The organism is Sphingopyxis selenitireducens, from assembly GCF_051550705.1.
Lineage (GTDB): Bacteria > Pseudomonadota > Alphaproteobacteria > Sphingomonadales > Sphingomonadaceae > Sphingopyxis.
Genome location: NZ_JBPULG010000004.1, coordinates 37,090 through 51,986 on the forward strand (window position 1 = coordinate 37,090; position 14,897 = coordinate 51,986).

A 14,897-nucleotide genomic window follows, 5' to 3' on the forward strand; every position below is an offset into this window, starting at 1 on the left:
GATTTTTGCGCTGTCGAGCGGGATGCCGCCGGCGGCGATCGGCGTCGTGCGGATCAGTGGGGCACAGGCGGGCGAGGCTTTGCTTCGGCTTGCCGGACGTTTGCCGGAAGCGCGCCGTGCGGCGTTGGCAGAACTCAAGGATGTGGATGGCGCTGCGCTCGATCGCGCGCTGATATTGTGGTTTCCGGGACCGGCTACCGCGACGGGCGAGGATCTGGCCGAACTGCATTTACATGGCGGCCGAGCGGTAGTCGCGGCGGTCGAAGCGGCGCTCGGTGCGCTTCCGGGACTTCGTCCCGCCGTTGCGGGTGAATTTACCCGGCGGGCGTTCCTCAACGGCCGGATCGATCTGGCCGAAGCCGAAGGGCTTGCCGATCTGCTCGCAGCGGAGACCGAGAGCCAGCGGGTGCAGGCGCTCGGGATGGCCAGCGGGCATGTGTCGCGCGCGGTCGAGGCGTGGCAGGACCGGTTGCTGACGCTGATGGCGGGCGCCGAGGCTGAACTGAATTTCGCCGACGAGGATGATGTCGAGGTCGGTGACGCTGTCGCCCGGCGGCTGATCGCCGGGATGCAGGGTTTGGCGACCGAGCTTGCGACATGGCTTGCCCGGCCCGCGGCGGAAGTGATCGCCGAGGGATTGTCGGTGGTGATTGCGGGACCGCCCAACGCCGGAAAATCGACTTTGATCAACGCGTTGGCGCAGCGCGAACTGGCGATCGTATCGCCTGTTGCGGGCACGACCCGCGACGTGATCGAAACCCCGCTTGCGCTCGACGGGATCGCGATGCGCTTTTCGGATACGGCGGGGCTTCGCGGCGAGGGCGCCGATGCCATCGAGGCGATCGGGATCGATCGCGCGCGTGCCGCCGTTGAAGCGGCCGACATCCTGCTATGGCTCGGCCTGCCGAAGGAAGCGCCCGAGCATCGGTGCTGCATATTGATTGCGGCGCAGGCCGATCGCTGGCGCGGCGATGCGGCGGCGGAAGCTTCGGCGGCGCGGTGCGACCTGATCGTGTCGGCAGCGACAGGGGAGGGGATGGAAAATCTCCATCGCCATATTGTCGAGATGGCACATACCCTTTTGCCGCGCGAAGGCGAAGCGGCGCTGCGCCAACGCCAGCGCGCTGCGCTGCGTGAGGCGCGGGACTGGTTGACCGTGGAAGACGGATCGCGCGAAGCGGGCGATTTAATCCTGCTCGCCGAACGCCTCCGGCTCGCGAGTGGAGCGCTCGACCGGATCACCGGACGCGCCGGTGTCGAGGATATGCTCGACACATTGTTCGGCCGTTTTTGTATCGGGAAATGATGTTCCACGTGGAACATTGCGCATGCTGCTGCGATGTGGATTCGGGGCGGCAGTTCGGCTAAAGGCCGGAGCAATCATGGACAGCAGCAATAAATTCGATGTCATCGTCGTCGGCGGAGGACACGCGGGAACCGAGGCTGCAGCCGCCGCGGCGCGGCTCGGTGCGCGCGTTGCGCTCGTCAGCTTCGATCCCGCGCTGATCGGGACGATGTCGTGCAACCCGGCGATCGGCGGGCTCGGCAAAGGCCATTTGATGCGCGAGGTCGATGCGCTCGGTGGTTGGATGGCGCGGGCTGCGGACAAGGCGGCGATCCATTACCGGATGCTCAACGCGTCGAAAGGCGCTGCGGTGCAGGGGCCGCGTATCCAGGCAGACCGGACGCTCTATCGTAATGCGATCCAGCAAATGCTCGCCGCCGAAGAAGACATCATCGTCGTCGCAGGCGAAGCGGCGGCGCTACGCTTGTCGGCGGACGGAGCGAAGGTCGAAGGGCTGGACCTCAGCGACGGGAGCGCGTTGGCCGCTCCGGCGGTGGTGCTCGCGACGGGAACTTTCCTTGGCGGCCGCATGTTCCGTGGCGAAGAGCGGATGGACGGCGGGCGCATCGGGGAGGCCGGGGCGCACAGGCTCGCCGGGCAGTTGCGCGCTGCGGATTTGCCGATGGCGCGGCTGAAGACCGGAACGCCGCCGCGGCTCGACGGACGAACGATCGACTGGGCGCGGCTTGAGGAACAGCCGTCGGATGGCGACACCTGGACCTGTTCCACGTGGAACAATGAACGGAGCATTCCGCAGATTTTCTGCGCGATTACGCGCACCAACGTCGAAACCCATCGGATCATTGCCGATAATCTCGATCGATCGCCGCTGTTCACCGGTGCGATCGGGGCAGCGGGACCGCGTTATTGCCCCTCGATTGAAGACAAGATCCACCGCTTCGCCGACCGTGACGGGCATCAGATTTTCCTGGAACCCGAAGGGCTCGACACGCACCTCGTCTATCCCAACGGCGTTTCAACCTCGCTGCCCGCCGATGTCCAGCTGGCGATGCTCCGGACAGTCGAGGGGCTCGAGGCGGTCGATATTGTCGTTCCGGGTTATGCCGTCGAATATGATCATATCGACCCGCGGGCGCTCGACCGGAGCTTGCAGGTGCGTGCGATCGGCGGGCTCTGGTGCGCGGGACAGATCAACGGCACAACCGGTTATGAAGAAGCGGCAGCGCAGGGACTGATAGCCGGGGTCAATGCGGCGCTGGCGGTGCAGGGCCGCGATCCGCTAATCCTCGATCGCTCGCTCAGTTACATCGGGGTGATGGTCGACGATCTCGTGTTGCAGGGGGTTACCGAGCCCTATCGCATGCTCACCGCGCGTGCCGAATATCGATTGCGGCTTCGCGCCGACAATGCCGCGACCCGGCTGACGCCGACAGGGATCGAACTGGGGCTGGTTCGTCCGGCGACCGCCGCCTTGTTCGCGGCGCGGCAGGAGGCGCGTGCCGAGGCCGAGGCGTTGCTCGATGCGCCGGTCGCGACCGCTGACTATGCCACATTGGAACTGGCGCTTCCGGGTGATGGTGTGGCGCGCAAGCGGATCGATCTGCTCCGGTTCCCCGGCGTGACGACGGCGATCCTCGCCAAACTTGTCCCGGCATTGGCGATGGTGGACGCGACGATTCTTTCCGAGATCGCCGAGGACGCACATTACGCGCCCTATATCGCGCGCCAGCAGGCTGAACTGCGCGCGCTGGCCGCCAATGAGTCGATCATGCTGGACCCGGCGCTCGATTATACCGCAATCGGCGGATTGTCGCGGGAGATGGTGGAGCGGCTAACGAAGGCAAGGCCCGAGACGCTGGGGCAGGCTGGACGGATCGACGGGGTGACCCCGGCGGCGCTCACCGCAATCATGGTCCACAGCCGCCGCCGTGCGGCGTGAAGCTGGATCGGATTTCGATAGTTGAACTCGCCGGCTTCGTGTCCTTATGCCTTCGCGCGATTGATGAGATAGGGAAAGTCCATGCCGGCGACAGTTGACGGAAGAATGATGCTGGAAAATGAAGAGCAAGCGCGCGACTGGATAGACGCGACCTTTGCGCCGACGCCTGCCCAGTGGGGGCAGTTGAACGGTTATGCCTCGCTGCTCGTGGACGAAAATGATCGGCAGAATTTGATCGCTGCATCGACGATCCCGACGCTGTGGGTTCGGCATATCGCCGATAGCGCCCAGCTTTTGGCGTTCGACGGACGCGATCGCGAGGGCGTGTGGCTCGACCTTGGAAGCGGGGCGGGGCTGCCCGGTCTGGTTATTGCGATCCTCAGCGGCCGGCCCGTGGCGCTTGTGGAATCGCGTAAACTCCGCTGTGAGTTTTTGCGCGGCGTTGCCGATGGGTTGAATTTGCCGCATGTCGAGGTGATCGAAGCCCCGCTCGAGCGGATTGAAACGCGCGCGGCGGCGACAATAAGCGCGCGGGCATTCGCGCCGTTGGGTAAGCTCATCGACTTGTCCACGCGTTTTTCCACCGAATCGACGCGATGGTTGCTACCAAAGGGCCGAAACGCGGTTAAGGAACTGGCGTTGTTGCCCGAGCCATGGCAGAGAATGTTCCACGTGGAACAAAGCCTCACCGACGCCGAGAGCCAGATTTTGGTCGGCACGGGTCAGATTGGCGACAAACAGCGAGGAAAGCGATGATCCGCATTGCCGTGGCGAACCAGAAGGGTGGGGTCGGCAAGACGACGACTGCGATCAACCTGGCGACCGCGCTTGCGGCGACCGGCTGGCGGACGCTGATCATCGACCTCGATCCGCAGGGTAACGCATCCACCGGGCTCGGTATCAAGCAATCGCAGCGCGAATGTTCGAGTTATGAGCTGTTGCGCGGCGACGCGACCTTGGCCGAATGCGCAATTCCGACTGCGGTTCCGCGGCTCGACATTGTTCCCGCGACGGTCGATCTTTCGGGAGCCGAAATCGAACTGATCGAGTTTCAGGATCGTCTTCACCGTATGCAGCAAGCGCTGGCGAGCGCCGAAGCGGGACAGTGGGATATCTGCCTGATCGATTGCCCCCCGTCGCTGGGCATGTTGACGCTCAACGCGTTGATCGCCGCCGAATCACTGATCGTCCCGCTGCAATGCGAATTTTTCGCGCTTGAGGGGCTCAGCCAGTTGCTGACGACGGTCGAGCGTGTGCGCGAGCGCTTCAATCAGAAATTGTCGATTCTCGGCGTCGCCTTGACGATGTTCGATCGCCGTAATCGGCTGACCGATCAGGTGTCGGATGACGTGCGCGAAGTGCTGGGGCCGGTGGTGTTTGAGACCGTCATCCCGCGCAACGTCCGCTTGTCCGAGGCGCCCAGCCACGGTTTGCCCGCCCTGATATATGACCATCGCTGCGCCGGATCGGCCGCCTATATTGCGCTGGCGCGCGAATTGATCGATCGTCTGCCCAACGTCCGCAAGGCTGCATAAATGGCTGATAATAAAGATGAAACAGGAACACCGTCGGCGCGCAAGCGTCCGTCGGGACTGGGGCGCGGGCTGAATGCGCTGTTCGGCGATGTCGCCATCGAAGCACCCGTGCTTGCGAGCCCGGGGGGAGCAATATCAGCCCCTGCGCCGGCGACCGGTGACTCGGTGCAGCATGTCGCGATCGGTTCGATTCGTCCCTTGCCGGGCCAGCCACGGCGCCATTTCGACGAGGCGGCGATCGCCGAGCTGGCCGATTCTATTTCGGCCCGCGGGCTGTTGCAGCCGATCATTCTTCGCCGCTCACCCGATGGAGAGGGGTATCAACTCGTCGCGGGCGAACGACGCTGGCGCGCGGCACAGCGCGCCGGGCTGCACCAGATTCCGGCGCTGGTGCGCGATCTCGACGACGCGGCGACCTATGAGATTGCGCTTGTCGAGAATATCCAGCGGCAGGATCTGAATGCGATCGAAGAAGCGGGCGCGTATCGCCGCCTGATCGACGATTTCGGTCATAGCCAGGAGGCGCTGGCGAGGCTGGTCGGCAAATCGCGCAGCCACGCGGCAAATTTGATGCGCCTGCTCGATCTTCCCGCGAGCGTACAGACACTGGTTGGCGACGGGTCGCTGATGATGGGCCACGCGCGCGCGCTGATCGGCGCCGACGGGGCCGAGGCGATCGCGCGGCGGGTCGTCAAGGAAGGTTTGTCGGTACGCGCGGTCGAGGCGTTGGTTCGTTCCGAAAAGGGCGGGGGGCGTAAGGCGCCGGTGGCCGAATCGTCGGGCCCCAACCGCGATCCTGACATTGTGGCGGTCGAACGGCATTTGTCCGAATTGCTGGGGATCGGTGTCGCAATTCAATATGCGGGCGACGGCAAGGGCGCATTGACGCTGAAATTCGGGTCGCTCGATCAGCTCGACATGATCTGTCAGCGACTGAGCGGCGAATCGATCTGATCGAAAGGGCGGAGGGCGGCGCGAAGTTGCGCCGCGCAACGCATGGCGCTTTCACTGACGGAAAAAGTTGCGCCGAAACTTCTGAAAAACAGCGATTAGCCGGGGCGGAAGGTCAGCGCGGCGCCGTTCATGCAGTAACGCTTGCCGGTCGGCCTGGGTCCGTCATCGAAGACATGACCGAGATGGCCGCCGCAGCGTTTGCAATGCACTTCGGTGCGGGCATAGCCGAGGTCGCGGTCGGTCGAGGTTCCGATCGCGCCCTTGAGCGGAATCCAGAAGCTGGGCCAGCCCGTGCGGCTGTCATATTTGGTTTTGCTCGAATAGAGCGGCAGCGCGCAGCCGGCGCAAAGGAAGGTGCCGGCGCGCTTTTCCTTGTCGAGCGGGCTGGTGAACGCGCGTTCGGTCGCGGCCTCGCGCAACACGCGATATTGCAGCGGAGACAGGCGCTTCTTCCATTCGGCGTCGGAGAGCCGCCAGCCGGGTTCAGCCTGTGGCCGTCCCGATTTTGCGAAGAGCATCGGCGCGCCGATGAAAGCTCCGCCCAGTGCGAGTCCGGCAATCAGGTGGCGGCGGTCGATCATGAGCGGTCCTTGCCCTTTCGATACGCCGCCACCCTGCGCCTGCGACCCGGCAGTCGTCAATATTTCTCGATCGTCGCCGGAATGGTGCGGAAACCGTGGACGAAGCAGGCATGGACGCGTTCGGGGGTGCCGACGACATTCACGCGCATCCGCCGCGCGGCCATTTCTTCCAGCAAGATGCGCAGCTGCAATTCGGCGAGACGCGCGCCGACGCAGCGGTGGACGCCATAGCCGAAGGACAGGTGCCGGCGGGCATTTTCGCGGTCGAGTTTCAGCGCGTCGGCATCATCGAATACGCTCTCGTCGCGGTTCGCCGACAAATACCACAGGATGATCTTGTCGCCCTTGGCGATCTTGTGCCCGAACAATTCGGTATCTTCGAGCGCGGTGCGCCGCATATGCGCCAGCGGGGTCTGCCAGCGGATGATCTCGCTCACCGCATTGGGGATGAGCGCAGGATCAGCCTCCAGCTTTGCGCGCTGTTCGGGGAACAGGTCGAGACCATAGGCGAGCCCCGACATGGTGTTGCGCGTGGTGTCGTTGCCGCCGACGATCAGCAGCACGAGATTGCCGATGAACTCATATTTGTCCATGTGACTCATCGCTTCGCTGTGCAGCATCATCGAGAGCAGGTCGGGGGTCGGGGGCTGGTCGAGCTTTTCCACCCACAGACGCTGGAAATAGACGAAGGCTTCCTCAAGCACCGCGCGGCGCTGTTCGCGAAGCTCGGGCTTTTGCGCGAGTTCGACATCACCCATCCAGTCGGACCATTCGCTGAGCTTGCGGCGGTCTTCCCACGGGAAATCGAACAGGATCGCGAGCATCTGCGTCGTCAATTCCATCGACACGCGGTCGACCCAGTCGAAGGTCTCACCCCATGGCAGACTGTCCAGCACTTCGCCGGTGCGGCGGCGGATGTCTTCGGACAGGCGCGTCATTTCGGCGGGGGTGAAGGCGGGCGCGACGGTGCGGCGCTGATCGGTGTGCTGCGGCCGGTCCATCGCGATGAACATCGGCAAGCGAAATTCCTCGGACTCGTCGCGGTCGAGGATGGTGATTCCGCCATATTCCCACGACGAGCTGTAAATGTCGGGCAGCGCCTCGACATGCTGGATCGCCTGGTGGCTCGATATGTTCCAATAGGGACCGTGGACGCTGTCCTCGACCTTGTAGATGCCCCCCATGGCGCGCAGCTCGGCAAACGGCGCTTGCCAGCGATCCTCCGAATAGATCGCGGCGGGGCTCATATCATAAGGATCGGTGACGGGTTGGGCTTTGGCTGCAGTCGCCATAGGGGGGCATCCTCTCTCTGCCAGAATCGCCGCAGCGTTTGCCGCCGTCGGCTTGATCAGTTGCAGAATGCCACTGTTGACAGCTTTGTCAATGAGGCTGGGACAAACTGGCCTATCGGTCAGCCGCGGCGCGGTCGCGTCGCCAGAATTTCCAGCCGGCGCCGCTGTTCAACACCCCGGCGCGGAACAGCCGCACCGACAGGAAGATGGCGATCGCGACCCAGATCGCCTGCCAGCCGATCGCGAGCAGATGGACCGTGCGGGCTTCGTCGGTCGCGGCGCGCGCTGCCATCGCGAAAGGGGAGGAGAAGGGGAAGATTTGCGCGAAGCGCGCAAGGTTGCTGCCCGGCGCCCCCGCCGCGGCGGCCGACAGGCTGAACATTCCGACCTGAAAAATGGTGATCGGCAGGCTGAGCATCTGAATCTCGCGCACCGTCGCCGCTTGCGCGCCGACGCCGAGGAAAACCGCGCCGAGCAGGAGAAAAGCGAGAATGAAATAGCAAAGCCCGACGCCGAGGAAAAAGGCCCAGCCGGTGGCCGGGGCGGCGGTCAGGGCGATCGCGGGCTTGCTCGCCGCACCGGCGGCCGCGAGCGTTGCGGGGTCGATCTGTGTCGCGGCGACGAAACCGCCTGCGATCGCTATCCCACCCCAAAAGGCGATGAAGAGGATTGCGACACCGAGCATGCCGATCAGTTTGCCGAGAAATACGCTTTCAAGCGGCACTGCGGCAGCAAGGATTTCGATGACCTTATTGCCCTTTTCCTCGGCGAGCGAACCGACGGTCTGTCCGGCGAGGAGAAGGGTGAGGAGAAAGATGGCGAAGACCGCAGCGAAGCCCATCGACTGCTGCGCCGCGATGCTGGTGCCGCCGCTTGCCAGATTCTCGAAGCGTGGGGCGACGGGCGGGGCGGCGCCGCTCGTGCGCGTCCGCAAAATGTCGCTCGCGAGCAATGCGAGATAGCGACCCGCGCTGCTGCCCGGCTCGCGCTCGACGATGCGCGGGGTCGCAAGCGGGCCGCTGAGCACCGCATAGGTGTCGCTGCCCTTTTCGCGTGCGATCGCGATGGGGTCGGGGGCCGTCGCTCCGGCAATGCGCATTTCGAGCGTTACTGGTGGACGGCCGAAGACGGCGCGCAACCGCGCATCAGCGGCGCGTGCGGCTTCGACGTCGGAGGCGTCCAGCACCGCAACGATCCGGCCAGCGCCGCGCGCGCTGTCGGCGAGTTGTGACGCGCCGACGCCGCCGAGCGCGCCGACCGCGAGCATGAACAGGGGCGCGAGGAGGAAGAGGAGAAAGGTCGGGGTGGCGACGATCGCGATCAGATCGCGCCGGGCAATGACGAACATGCTGCGTAAGAAGGGGGTCATGCCAGTGCCTCCTGAACCGCGTCCGAGGTCGCATCGGCGACGAAGCCCGCGTCGACCTGGCGGACGATATGGACGAAGGCGTCGTGGAGTGCAGGGCGGGCGATCGACAGGCCGGTGACGCCATGGCCGCTCGCGGTGATCCGCGACAGCAGCGGTTCGACGTCGCCGTCGCGAATGGTGAAATGCCAGGCGTCACCGCGGCGTTCGGCGCTGGCGGGCAGCATTGCCGCGATCCCGGCGGCGTCGCGGTCGTCGCGCGGGGTGTAGCGCACTTGCATAGGCAACAGCGCGCGGGCTTCGTCCACCGTGCCCTCGAAACGGCGCTGCGACCGCGCGATGATCGCGATCCGGTCGCACAGGCGTTCGGCGTGGGCCATGACATGGGTGGAGAAGAGGATCGTCGCGCCCCGGTCGCGCTCGCGCTTCACCAGCATCTCCAGCCGTTCCTGATTGACCGGGTCGAGCCCCGAAAAAGGCTCGTCGAGGACGATCAGATCGGGGGCGTGGACGATCGATCCGATCAGCTGGACCATCTGCGCCATGCCCTTCGACATTTTGCGGATTTTTTCGTCGATGACGCGTTCGAGCCCGAGTTCGGTCATGAAGATCGCGGCGCGGCGGCGTCCTTCGCCCCAGTCGAGCCCGCGCAGCGCGCCCATGAAGGCAATCGCCTCGCGTGCCTTCATGCCCGGATAAAGCCCGCGCTCCTCGGGCAGATAGCCAATGCGGTGGCGCACCGCCTGCGGCCGCTGATCGCCGAAGATGCGGCTGGTGCCTTCGTCGGGGTCGATGATTCCCAGCATCATCCGTAGGCTGGTCGTCTTGCCCGCGCCATTGGGGCCGAGCACGCCATAGATGCTGCCTGTCGGCACCTGGAGCGACACATGGTCGACCGCCTTGAAACTGCCGAAATATTTGGTGAGGCCCGACGCCTCGACGCTATAATCGCTCAAACCCCGGTCCCCGATCATTGCACGTGCGAACTATGGCACGGACAAGCGCTTGGCGTATAGAGCGCCAATGGTTGCGAACCCCTTGCCCTTGCCGGAAACGTCATCGCCGGAACCGCCATCGCTTGAACAGCGGCTTGCCGAAGTCGCGCGTTCGCATGGCTTTGTCGCGTTCGGCATCGCCGATGCCGACGCGGCGCCGAAGACAGCGGCGCGGCTGGGCGAATGGCTCGCCGACGGGTGTCATGGCGATATGATCTGGATGGAAAGCCGCGCGGCGCAGCGCGGCTCGCCCAAGGGGTTGTGGCCCGAGGTGAGGTCGGTGATCGCCTTGGGCATGAGCTATGCGCCGGCGCATGATCCGCTGGCGCTCGCGGATCATCCCGGGCGTGGGCGGATCTCGGTCTATGCGCAGGGCGCCGATTATCATGACGTCGTCAAAAAAGCGCTGAAGGCGGTGGCGCGCTGGCTGGTCGCTGAAGTGCAGGGTGCAGAGGTCAAGGTGTTCGTCGACACCGCGCCGGTGATGGAAAAACCGTTGTCGGAGGCGGCGGGGCTCGGCTGGCAGGGCAAGCATAGCAATCTCGTCAGCCGCGAGCATGGCAGCTGGCTGTTCCTCGGCGCGATTTACACGACGCTCGATCTTGCGCCCGGCCAGCCGGCGCGCGATCGCTGCGGCAGTTGCACGGCGTGTCAGGATGCGTGCCCGACACAGGCCTTTCCCGCGCCGTATCGCGTCGATGCGCGGCGCTGCATTTCCTATCTCACCATCGAGCATGACGGGCCGATCCCGGTCGAGTTTCGCCGCGCGATCGGGAATCGCATTTATGGCTGCGACGATTGTCTCGCCGTGTGTCCGTGGAACAAATTTGCCGATACCGCGGCGCGGCACCGCGCCTTCCTGCCGCGCGGTGAACTGGTCGCGCCATCGCTTGGCGATTTGCTGGCGCTTGACGACGCCGAATTCCGCACCGTGTTTTCAGGATCCCCGATCAAGCGGATCGGAAGGAACCGGATGGTGCGAAATGCCGCAGTCGCGGCGGGGAACAGCCGCGACAAGCGGTTTCGATCGATACTCGAGCGGCTGGCGGGGGATGAATCGCCGATGGTTGCCGACGCGGCACGATGGGCGCTCGCCGAATTGACGGCGTGACGGGTCTGACAGTTTTACCGCGCTGGCCGCTTTACCGGCCGCTTTGATTCTAACGCCGCAATGCGTTGGCGCAGCCATTGACCTCGGTATCGCGCCCGTCCGGGGTGCGTGCGTCGACGTGGGTCGCGACGGGCGCGGCGCCTGCGCGCGCAGCGTAGAAATAAATGTCGAGGGTGCAGGCGGCGCCGGCGAATTGCAGTTTGCGACCCGCACCCTCGACGACGTCAAGGCGCGGTTTGCCGAACATGCTGCCGACCGCATCGGCGCTGCTGCCGATCAGAGTGTTGTTCTGCACCGGCTTGACGATCGTCGGCGGCGGTGCCGTGGTCTGGGGCGGAATGGCGCGCGGAATGGCGGAGCCGGCGCAGCCGGTGAGCAGCAAGGCAAGCCCGGTGCTCGCGGTCAGGCGCCAGCTTGGCGTCATCGGGTTTCGGATCATCAAAGGCCCCGCTTTTCGTTGTTGCTACCGAGATGGAAGAGGTGGACGGCCATAGCGGCGCTGAGGATAGGCGCCAACAAATTGGCGACAGGAACCAGGAAGCTTGCGGCGGACAGCAGGCCGAGCGACCAGCGTGCCGATCGGTCGAGGCGTGGCCGGGCGGGGTGGCGCGCGCCGATCATCGCTTCGAGGTCGCGGCCGAGCAGGACGGCATTGACCAGCAGCGCGAGCAGAAAGGTGCCGACGCCGGTCACCAGCAACAGGATGTAAAAGGGCATCGCGACGAGATTTCCGACGATGACGCGGGCGAGCGATGCCAGCGCCAGCATGATACTCTGGCGCCAACCGACCGCGACAGCGCTTTGTGCGGCGTCCGGATAATGGCGCTCTTCGATATCGGCGACGATTGCGTCGGCGAACAGGCCGACGACGAGGATTGCAACGGTACGAAACAACAGCCAGCCGCCCGCAATCAATATAAGCGCGATAAGGATACCCGCCATGTCGAGTCCGCCGCCATCCAGCCATCGTCCCTGTTCGAGACCCAGGCGCGCGGCGTAGAAGATCGCGGCGCCGCTGGCGGCGAGAAGGAGCAGGGTGAGCGCGAGGCTGAGCGCGAGGACACGCAACACGCGCGGATGCGGCAAATCCTTGAGAGCGAGGAGGAAAGCGTGGACGACGCGGGCCATGCTTCGGGATGGCGCGGCGAGCGGCCCTTCGTCAAGCGTTGTGCTTGCCTTGCCTTGCTGTCATCCTTAAGGCCCCGCGCAATCTTTCCCCTCACCGACAGGAATTTTCATGGCCTCCACCGCCCGTTTCGACGTTGTTGCCATCGGCAATGCGATCGTCGATGTCATCGCCCGCGCCGAGGATGCGCTCATCACCTCCGAAGGCCTGACCAAAGGCTCGATGCGGCTGATCGATGCGGAAGAGGCCGAGCGGCTCTATGGCGCGATGGGACCGGCGATCGAAATGTCGGGCGGCTCTGCGGCAAATACCCTCGCGGGAATGGCTGTCCTCGGTCAGCGTTGCAGCTTTATCGGGCAGGTCGCCGACGATCAGCTCGGCCATGTGTTCACCCACGATTTGCGCGCGCTGGGCGTCGCCTATGAAACCCCGCCGCTGACCGAAGGCGCGCCGACCGCGCGTTGCCTGATCCTCGTCACGCCCGACGGGCAGCGGACGATGAACACCTTCCTCGGCGCGAGCCATCTGCTCGAACAGGCGATGATCGATGAGGCATGGATCGCCGATTCAGAGATTCTGTATCTGGAGGGCTATTTGTGGGATCCCGAACTGTCGCGGGCGGCGATGCGCCGTGCGATCGACGTGTCGCACGCGGCGGGACGCAAGGTTGCTTTCACCCTCTCCGACGCCTTCATCATCGACCGCCACGGCGCCGATTTCCGTGCGCTGATCGCCGAGGGACTGTTCGACATCCTGTTCGCGAACGAGGTCGAAATTTGTGCCCTCGCCGAAACCGATGATTTCGAAGCCGCCGTGGCGAGCATTGCTGCGCAGGTACCGCTGCTCGTCGTGACGCGCGGTGCGCAAGGCGCGATCGCGCTCACCGGCGGGGTGCGGACCGAGGTTGGCGCCGAACCGATCGACGAGGTCGTGGACACCACCGGCGCCGGCGACCTGTTCGCGGCGGGTTTCCTGTCGGGTCACGCCGAGGGGCGCTCGATGACCGATTGCCTGACGATGGGCGCGGTGTGCGCGCGCGAGATTATCGCGCAGGTCGGCCCCCGGGCGCAGACTGATTTGAAAGCGAAGATCGCCGCGCGTCTGGGGTAAGCTTTCATCGAGATCCTGGCGAAAGCCGGGATCTCGAACCATGATTGCGGCTATTCGGCCGCTGCTTCTTCAGGATGTTTCTTGAACAGCGCGCGGTCGGCGGGTCCGAAGCCGCGGGTCCAGATCAGCCAGGCATAGATGCCCAGGATGACGGGAACGCCGATCAGCAACTCGGCCCATTCGGGAAGCTGCGTTGCGCCCCAGCCAAGTACAGCGGCCCCCGCTGTCGCCCAGACAAGCGCCCAGCGCAGGCTGTTGACCGGGGTGCCGAGCAGGCGGCCGAGCAGCCACGCCTTGGTCACCGAGGCGAAACCCAATGCCAGCATCAGCGCCAGCGCGACCGCCGCGGCATAGCTGATCGGCGGCCAGCCCATCGATTTGGCGATCAGGATCAGTGCGACGCTGAAGATCGCCTGCAGCGCGAGCGTCGCGAGACTGATCAGCAGATTGCGGTGGCGCGCGACATAGACAAGCGCGGCTTCGCTGACGACCGCGGTCGCTGCGACGACCTCGGCGGCGAGAAGGAAGGCGAGCGCGGCGGTGCCGCTGACGAATTCGGGGCCGACAAGGCCCATCACGGCTTCGCCCGGGATGCCGAGCGCGAGGGCGACGCCGGTTTGCGCGGCGATAATCCAGAAGCCGACCTGACTGACCTGGGCAGCGACGGCGCCGAGGCGATTTTCGGCAAGGTTGCGGGTGATAACAGGGCCGAGGATCGGTTCGAAACTGGTCTTGAGCTTCTGCGGCAGCGACGCGACCTGCTGCGCCATATAGTAAATGCCGTAGATCGTCGGGGAGGTGAACTGGCCGAGGATGAAGAGGTCGAGCCGCCGCGTCCCCCATTCGATCGCATCGGCAGCGGCGAGCGGGGCGTTGCGCCGCGCCACCGCGATCAGATGCGCCGGGTGCGGTCGCCACACACCGGGGCCGCCATAATGGCGGATCATCGGCCAGAGGGCAGTCAGGAAGGCGCCGATCATCGCGGCGGCGTAGGAGAGCATCAGCCCGTCGCGGATCGACACGAACCAGAATCCGGCGGCGGCAATGCTGATCACCCACGGCTCGACAATCGCGCGCGCGCGCACCGTCGCACCGATGTCAAAGCGATAGGCGCAGGCGGCGAGGGCGACTTCGGTGCCGGCGATGGCAAAGACGAGGAAGGCCATCCAGCGGTCGGTGCTGTCGATGCCGCCCGCGGGATACATAAGTTGCGGCAGGAAGAAGAGGATCAGCGATCCGGCCGCCGAAGCGAGGAAGGCGACGAACATGCCGTCCCACACGACGATGCGGTGATCGGCGCCGGGAGCACTGAGTTGCTCGGCGAGTCCGCGCTTGAGGCCCAATGTCGCAAGCTGTGCGACCAGTTCGATGACGAGGACGGCAAAGGCGAAACGCCCGACCGCCTCGGGCCCGTACCAGCGGCCGGCAACATAGAGAAAGGGCAGGCGCGCGACGAGGCGAAGAATGAATCCGAAGAAATTGGTGCGTCCGCCCTTGGCCAGCGCTGCGGTGTCGGCGTCGCGCGGCGGGGCTTCGGGCGATGAGGGCGCAGCTGCGCTGTCCGATTGGCTCAAGCCTTGCG

General features: G+C 65.0%; 14 protein-coding genes. 7 read left to right on the top strand and 7 right to left on the bottom strand.

Annotated features, from left to right (window positions below; genetic code table 11):
• Position 1 precedes the first annotated feature (1 nt).
• The 5 genes from mnmE to ACSYDV_RS13535 all read left to right on the top strand — a co-directional run bounded on the left by mnmE (position 2) and on the right by ACSYDV_RS13535 (position 5,734).
• Positions 2-1,306: a tRNA uridine-5-carboxymethylaminomethyl(34) synthesis GTPase MnmE gene (gene mnmE, locus ACSYDV_RS13515; RefSeq protein ID WP_438324795.1), complete on the top strand. Its 1,305-nt coding sequence runs from the start codon at positions 2-4 to the stop codon at positions 1,304-1,306.
• A gap of 76 nt (positions 1,307-1,382) precedes the next feature.
• The gene (gene mnmG / locus ACSYDV_RS13520) at positions 1,383-3,245 is read left to right on the top strand and encodes a tRNA uridine-5-carboxymethylaminomethyl(34) synthesis enzyme MnmG (protein ID WP_438324343.1); all 1,863 of its coding nucleotides are present in this window, start codon (positions 1,383-1,385) and stop codon (positions 3,243-3,245) included.
• An 81-nt stretch (positions 3,246-3,326) separates the two neighbouring features.
• A complete protein-coding gene (rsmG, locus tag ACSYDV_RS13525; protein WP_438324344.1) occupies positions 3,327-4,001 on the top strand; it encodes a 16S rRNA (guanine(527)-N(7))-methyltransferase RsmG in 675 nt (224 codons plus the stop codon).
• Entirely contained in the window at positions 3,998-4,780 is a 783-nt protein-coding gene (locus ACSYDV_RS13530) for a ParA family protein (RefSeq protein ID WP_438324345.1), read from the top strand. The genes rsmG and ACSYDV_RS13530 overlap by 4 nt, the downstream gene beginning before the upstream one ends.
• Positions 4,781-5,734 carry a ParB/RepB/Spo0J family partition protein gene (locus tag ACSYDV_RS13535; RefSeq protein WP_438324346.1) on the top strand — a complete coding sequence of 318 codons (954 nt, stop codon included), beginning with the start codon at positions 4,781-4,783 and terminating at the stop codon, positions 5,732-5,734.
• 95 nt (positions 5,735-5,829) lie between these two features.
• Here the strand turns inward: ACSYDV_RS13535 and msrB are convergent, their stop codons facing one another.
• The 4 genes from msrB to ACSYDV_RS13555 all read right to left on the bottom strand — a co-directional run bounded on the left by msrB (position 5,830) and on the right by ACSYDV_RS13555 (position 9,947).
• Positions 5,830-6,315, bottom strand: coding sequence for a peptide-methionine (R)-S-oxide reductase MsrB (gene msrB / locus ACSYDV_RS13540; protein ID WP_438324347.1), 486 nt, complete (start codon positions 6,313-6,315; stop codon positions 5,830-5,832).
• 56 nt (positions 6,316-6,371) lie between these two features.
• The gene (locus ACSYDV_RS13545; RefSeq protein WP_438324348.1) at positions 6,372-7,607 is read right to left on the bottom strand and encodes a cytochrome P450; all 1,236 of its coding nucleotides are present in this window, start codon (positions 7,605-7,607) and stop codon (positions 6,372-6,374) included.
• Positions 7,608-7,719: 112 nt separating this feature from the next.
• Complete coding sequence (locus tag ACSYDV_RS13550) at positions 7,720-8,976, bottom strand: ABC transporter permease (protein WP_438324349.1); 1,257 nt, start codon at positions 8,974-8,976, stop codon at positions 7,720-7,722.
• Entirely contained in the window at positions 8,973-9,947 is a 975-nt protein-coding gene (locus tag ACSYDV_RS13555; RefSeq protein WP_438324350.1) for an ABC transporter ATP-binding protein, read from the bottom strand. The genes ACSYDV_RS13550 and ACSYDV_RS13555 overlap by 4 nt, the downstream gene beginning before the upstream one ends.
• Before the next feature lie 49 nt (positions 9,948-9,996).
• Here ACSYDV_RS13555 and queG point away from each other — a divergent pair, with 49 nt between their 5' ends.
• Positions 9,997-11,079: a tRNA epoxyqueuosine(34) reductase QueG gene (gene queG, locus ACSYDV_RS13560; RefSeq protein WP_438324351.1), complete on the top strand. Its 1,083-nt coding sequence runs from the start codon at positions 9,997-9,999 to the stop codon at positions 11,077-11,079.
• Positions 11,080-11,128: 49 nt separating this feature from the next.
• Here the strand turns inward: queG and ACSYDV_RS13565 are convergent, their stop codons facing one another.
• A complete protein-coding gene (locus tag ACSYDV_RS13565) occupies positions 11,129-11,518 on the bottom strand; it encodes a hypothetical protein (RefSeq protein WP_438324352.1) in 390 nt (129 codons plus the stop codon).
• Positions 11,518-12,207: an EI24 domain-containing protein gene (locus ACSYDV_RS13570; protein WP_438324353.1), complete on the bottom strand. Its 690-nt coding sequence runs from the start codon at positions 12,205-12,207 to the stop codon at positions 11,518-11,520. The genes ACSYDV_RS13565 and ACSYDV_RS13570 overlap by 1 nt, the downstream gene beginning before the upstream one ends.
• Positions 12,208-12,316: 109 nt before the next feature.
• On the opposite strand from ACSYDV_RS13570, the gene ACSYDV_RS13575 reads away from it, so the two are divergent.
• Positions 12,317-13,315 carry an adenosine kinase gene (locus tag ACSYDV_RS13575; protein ID WP_438324354.1) on the top strand — a complete coding sequence of 333 codons (999 nt, stop codon included), beginning with the start codon at positions 12,317-12,319 and terminating at the stop codon, positions 13,313-13,315.
• 50 nt (positions 13,316-13,365) lie between these two features.
• On the opposite strand, the gene ACSYDV_RS13580 is transcribed toward ACSYDV_RS13575, so the two are convergent.
• Entirely contained in the window at positions 13,366-14,889 is a 1,524-nt protein-coding gene (locus ACSYDV_RS13580) for a lipopolysaccharide biosynthesis protein (protein ID WP_438324355.1), read from the bottom strand.
• Positions 14,890-14,897 lie beyond the last annotated feature (8 nt).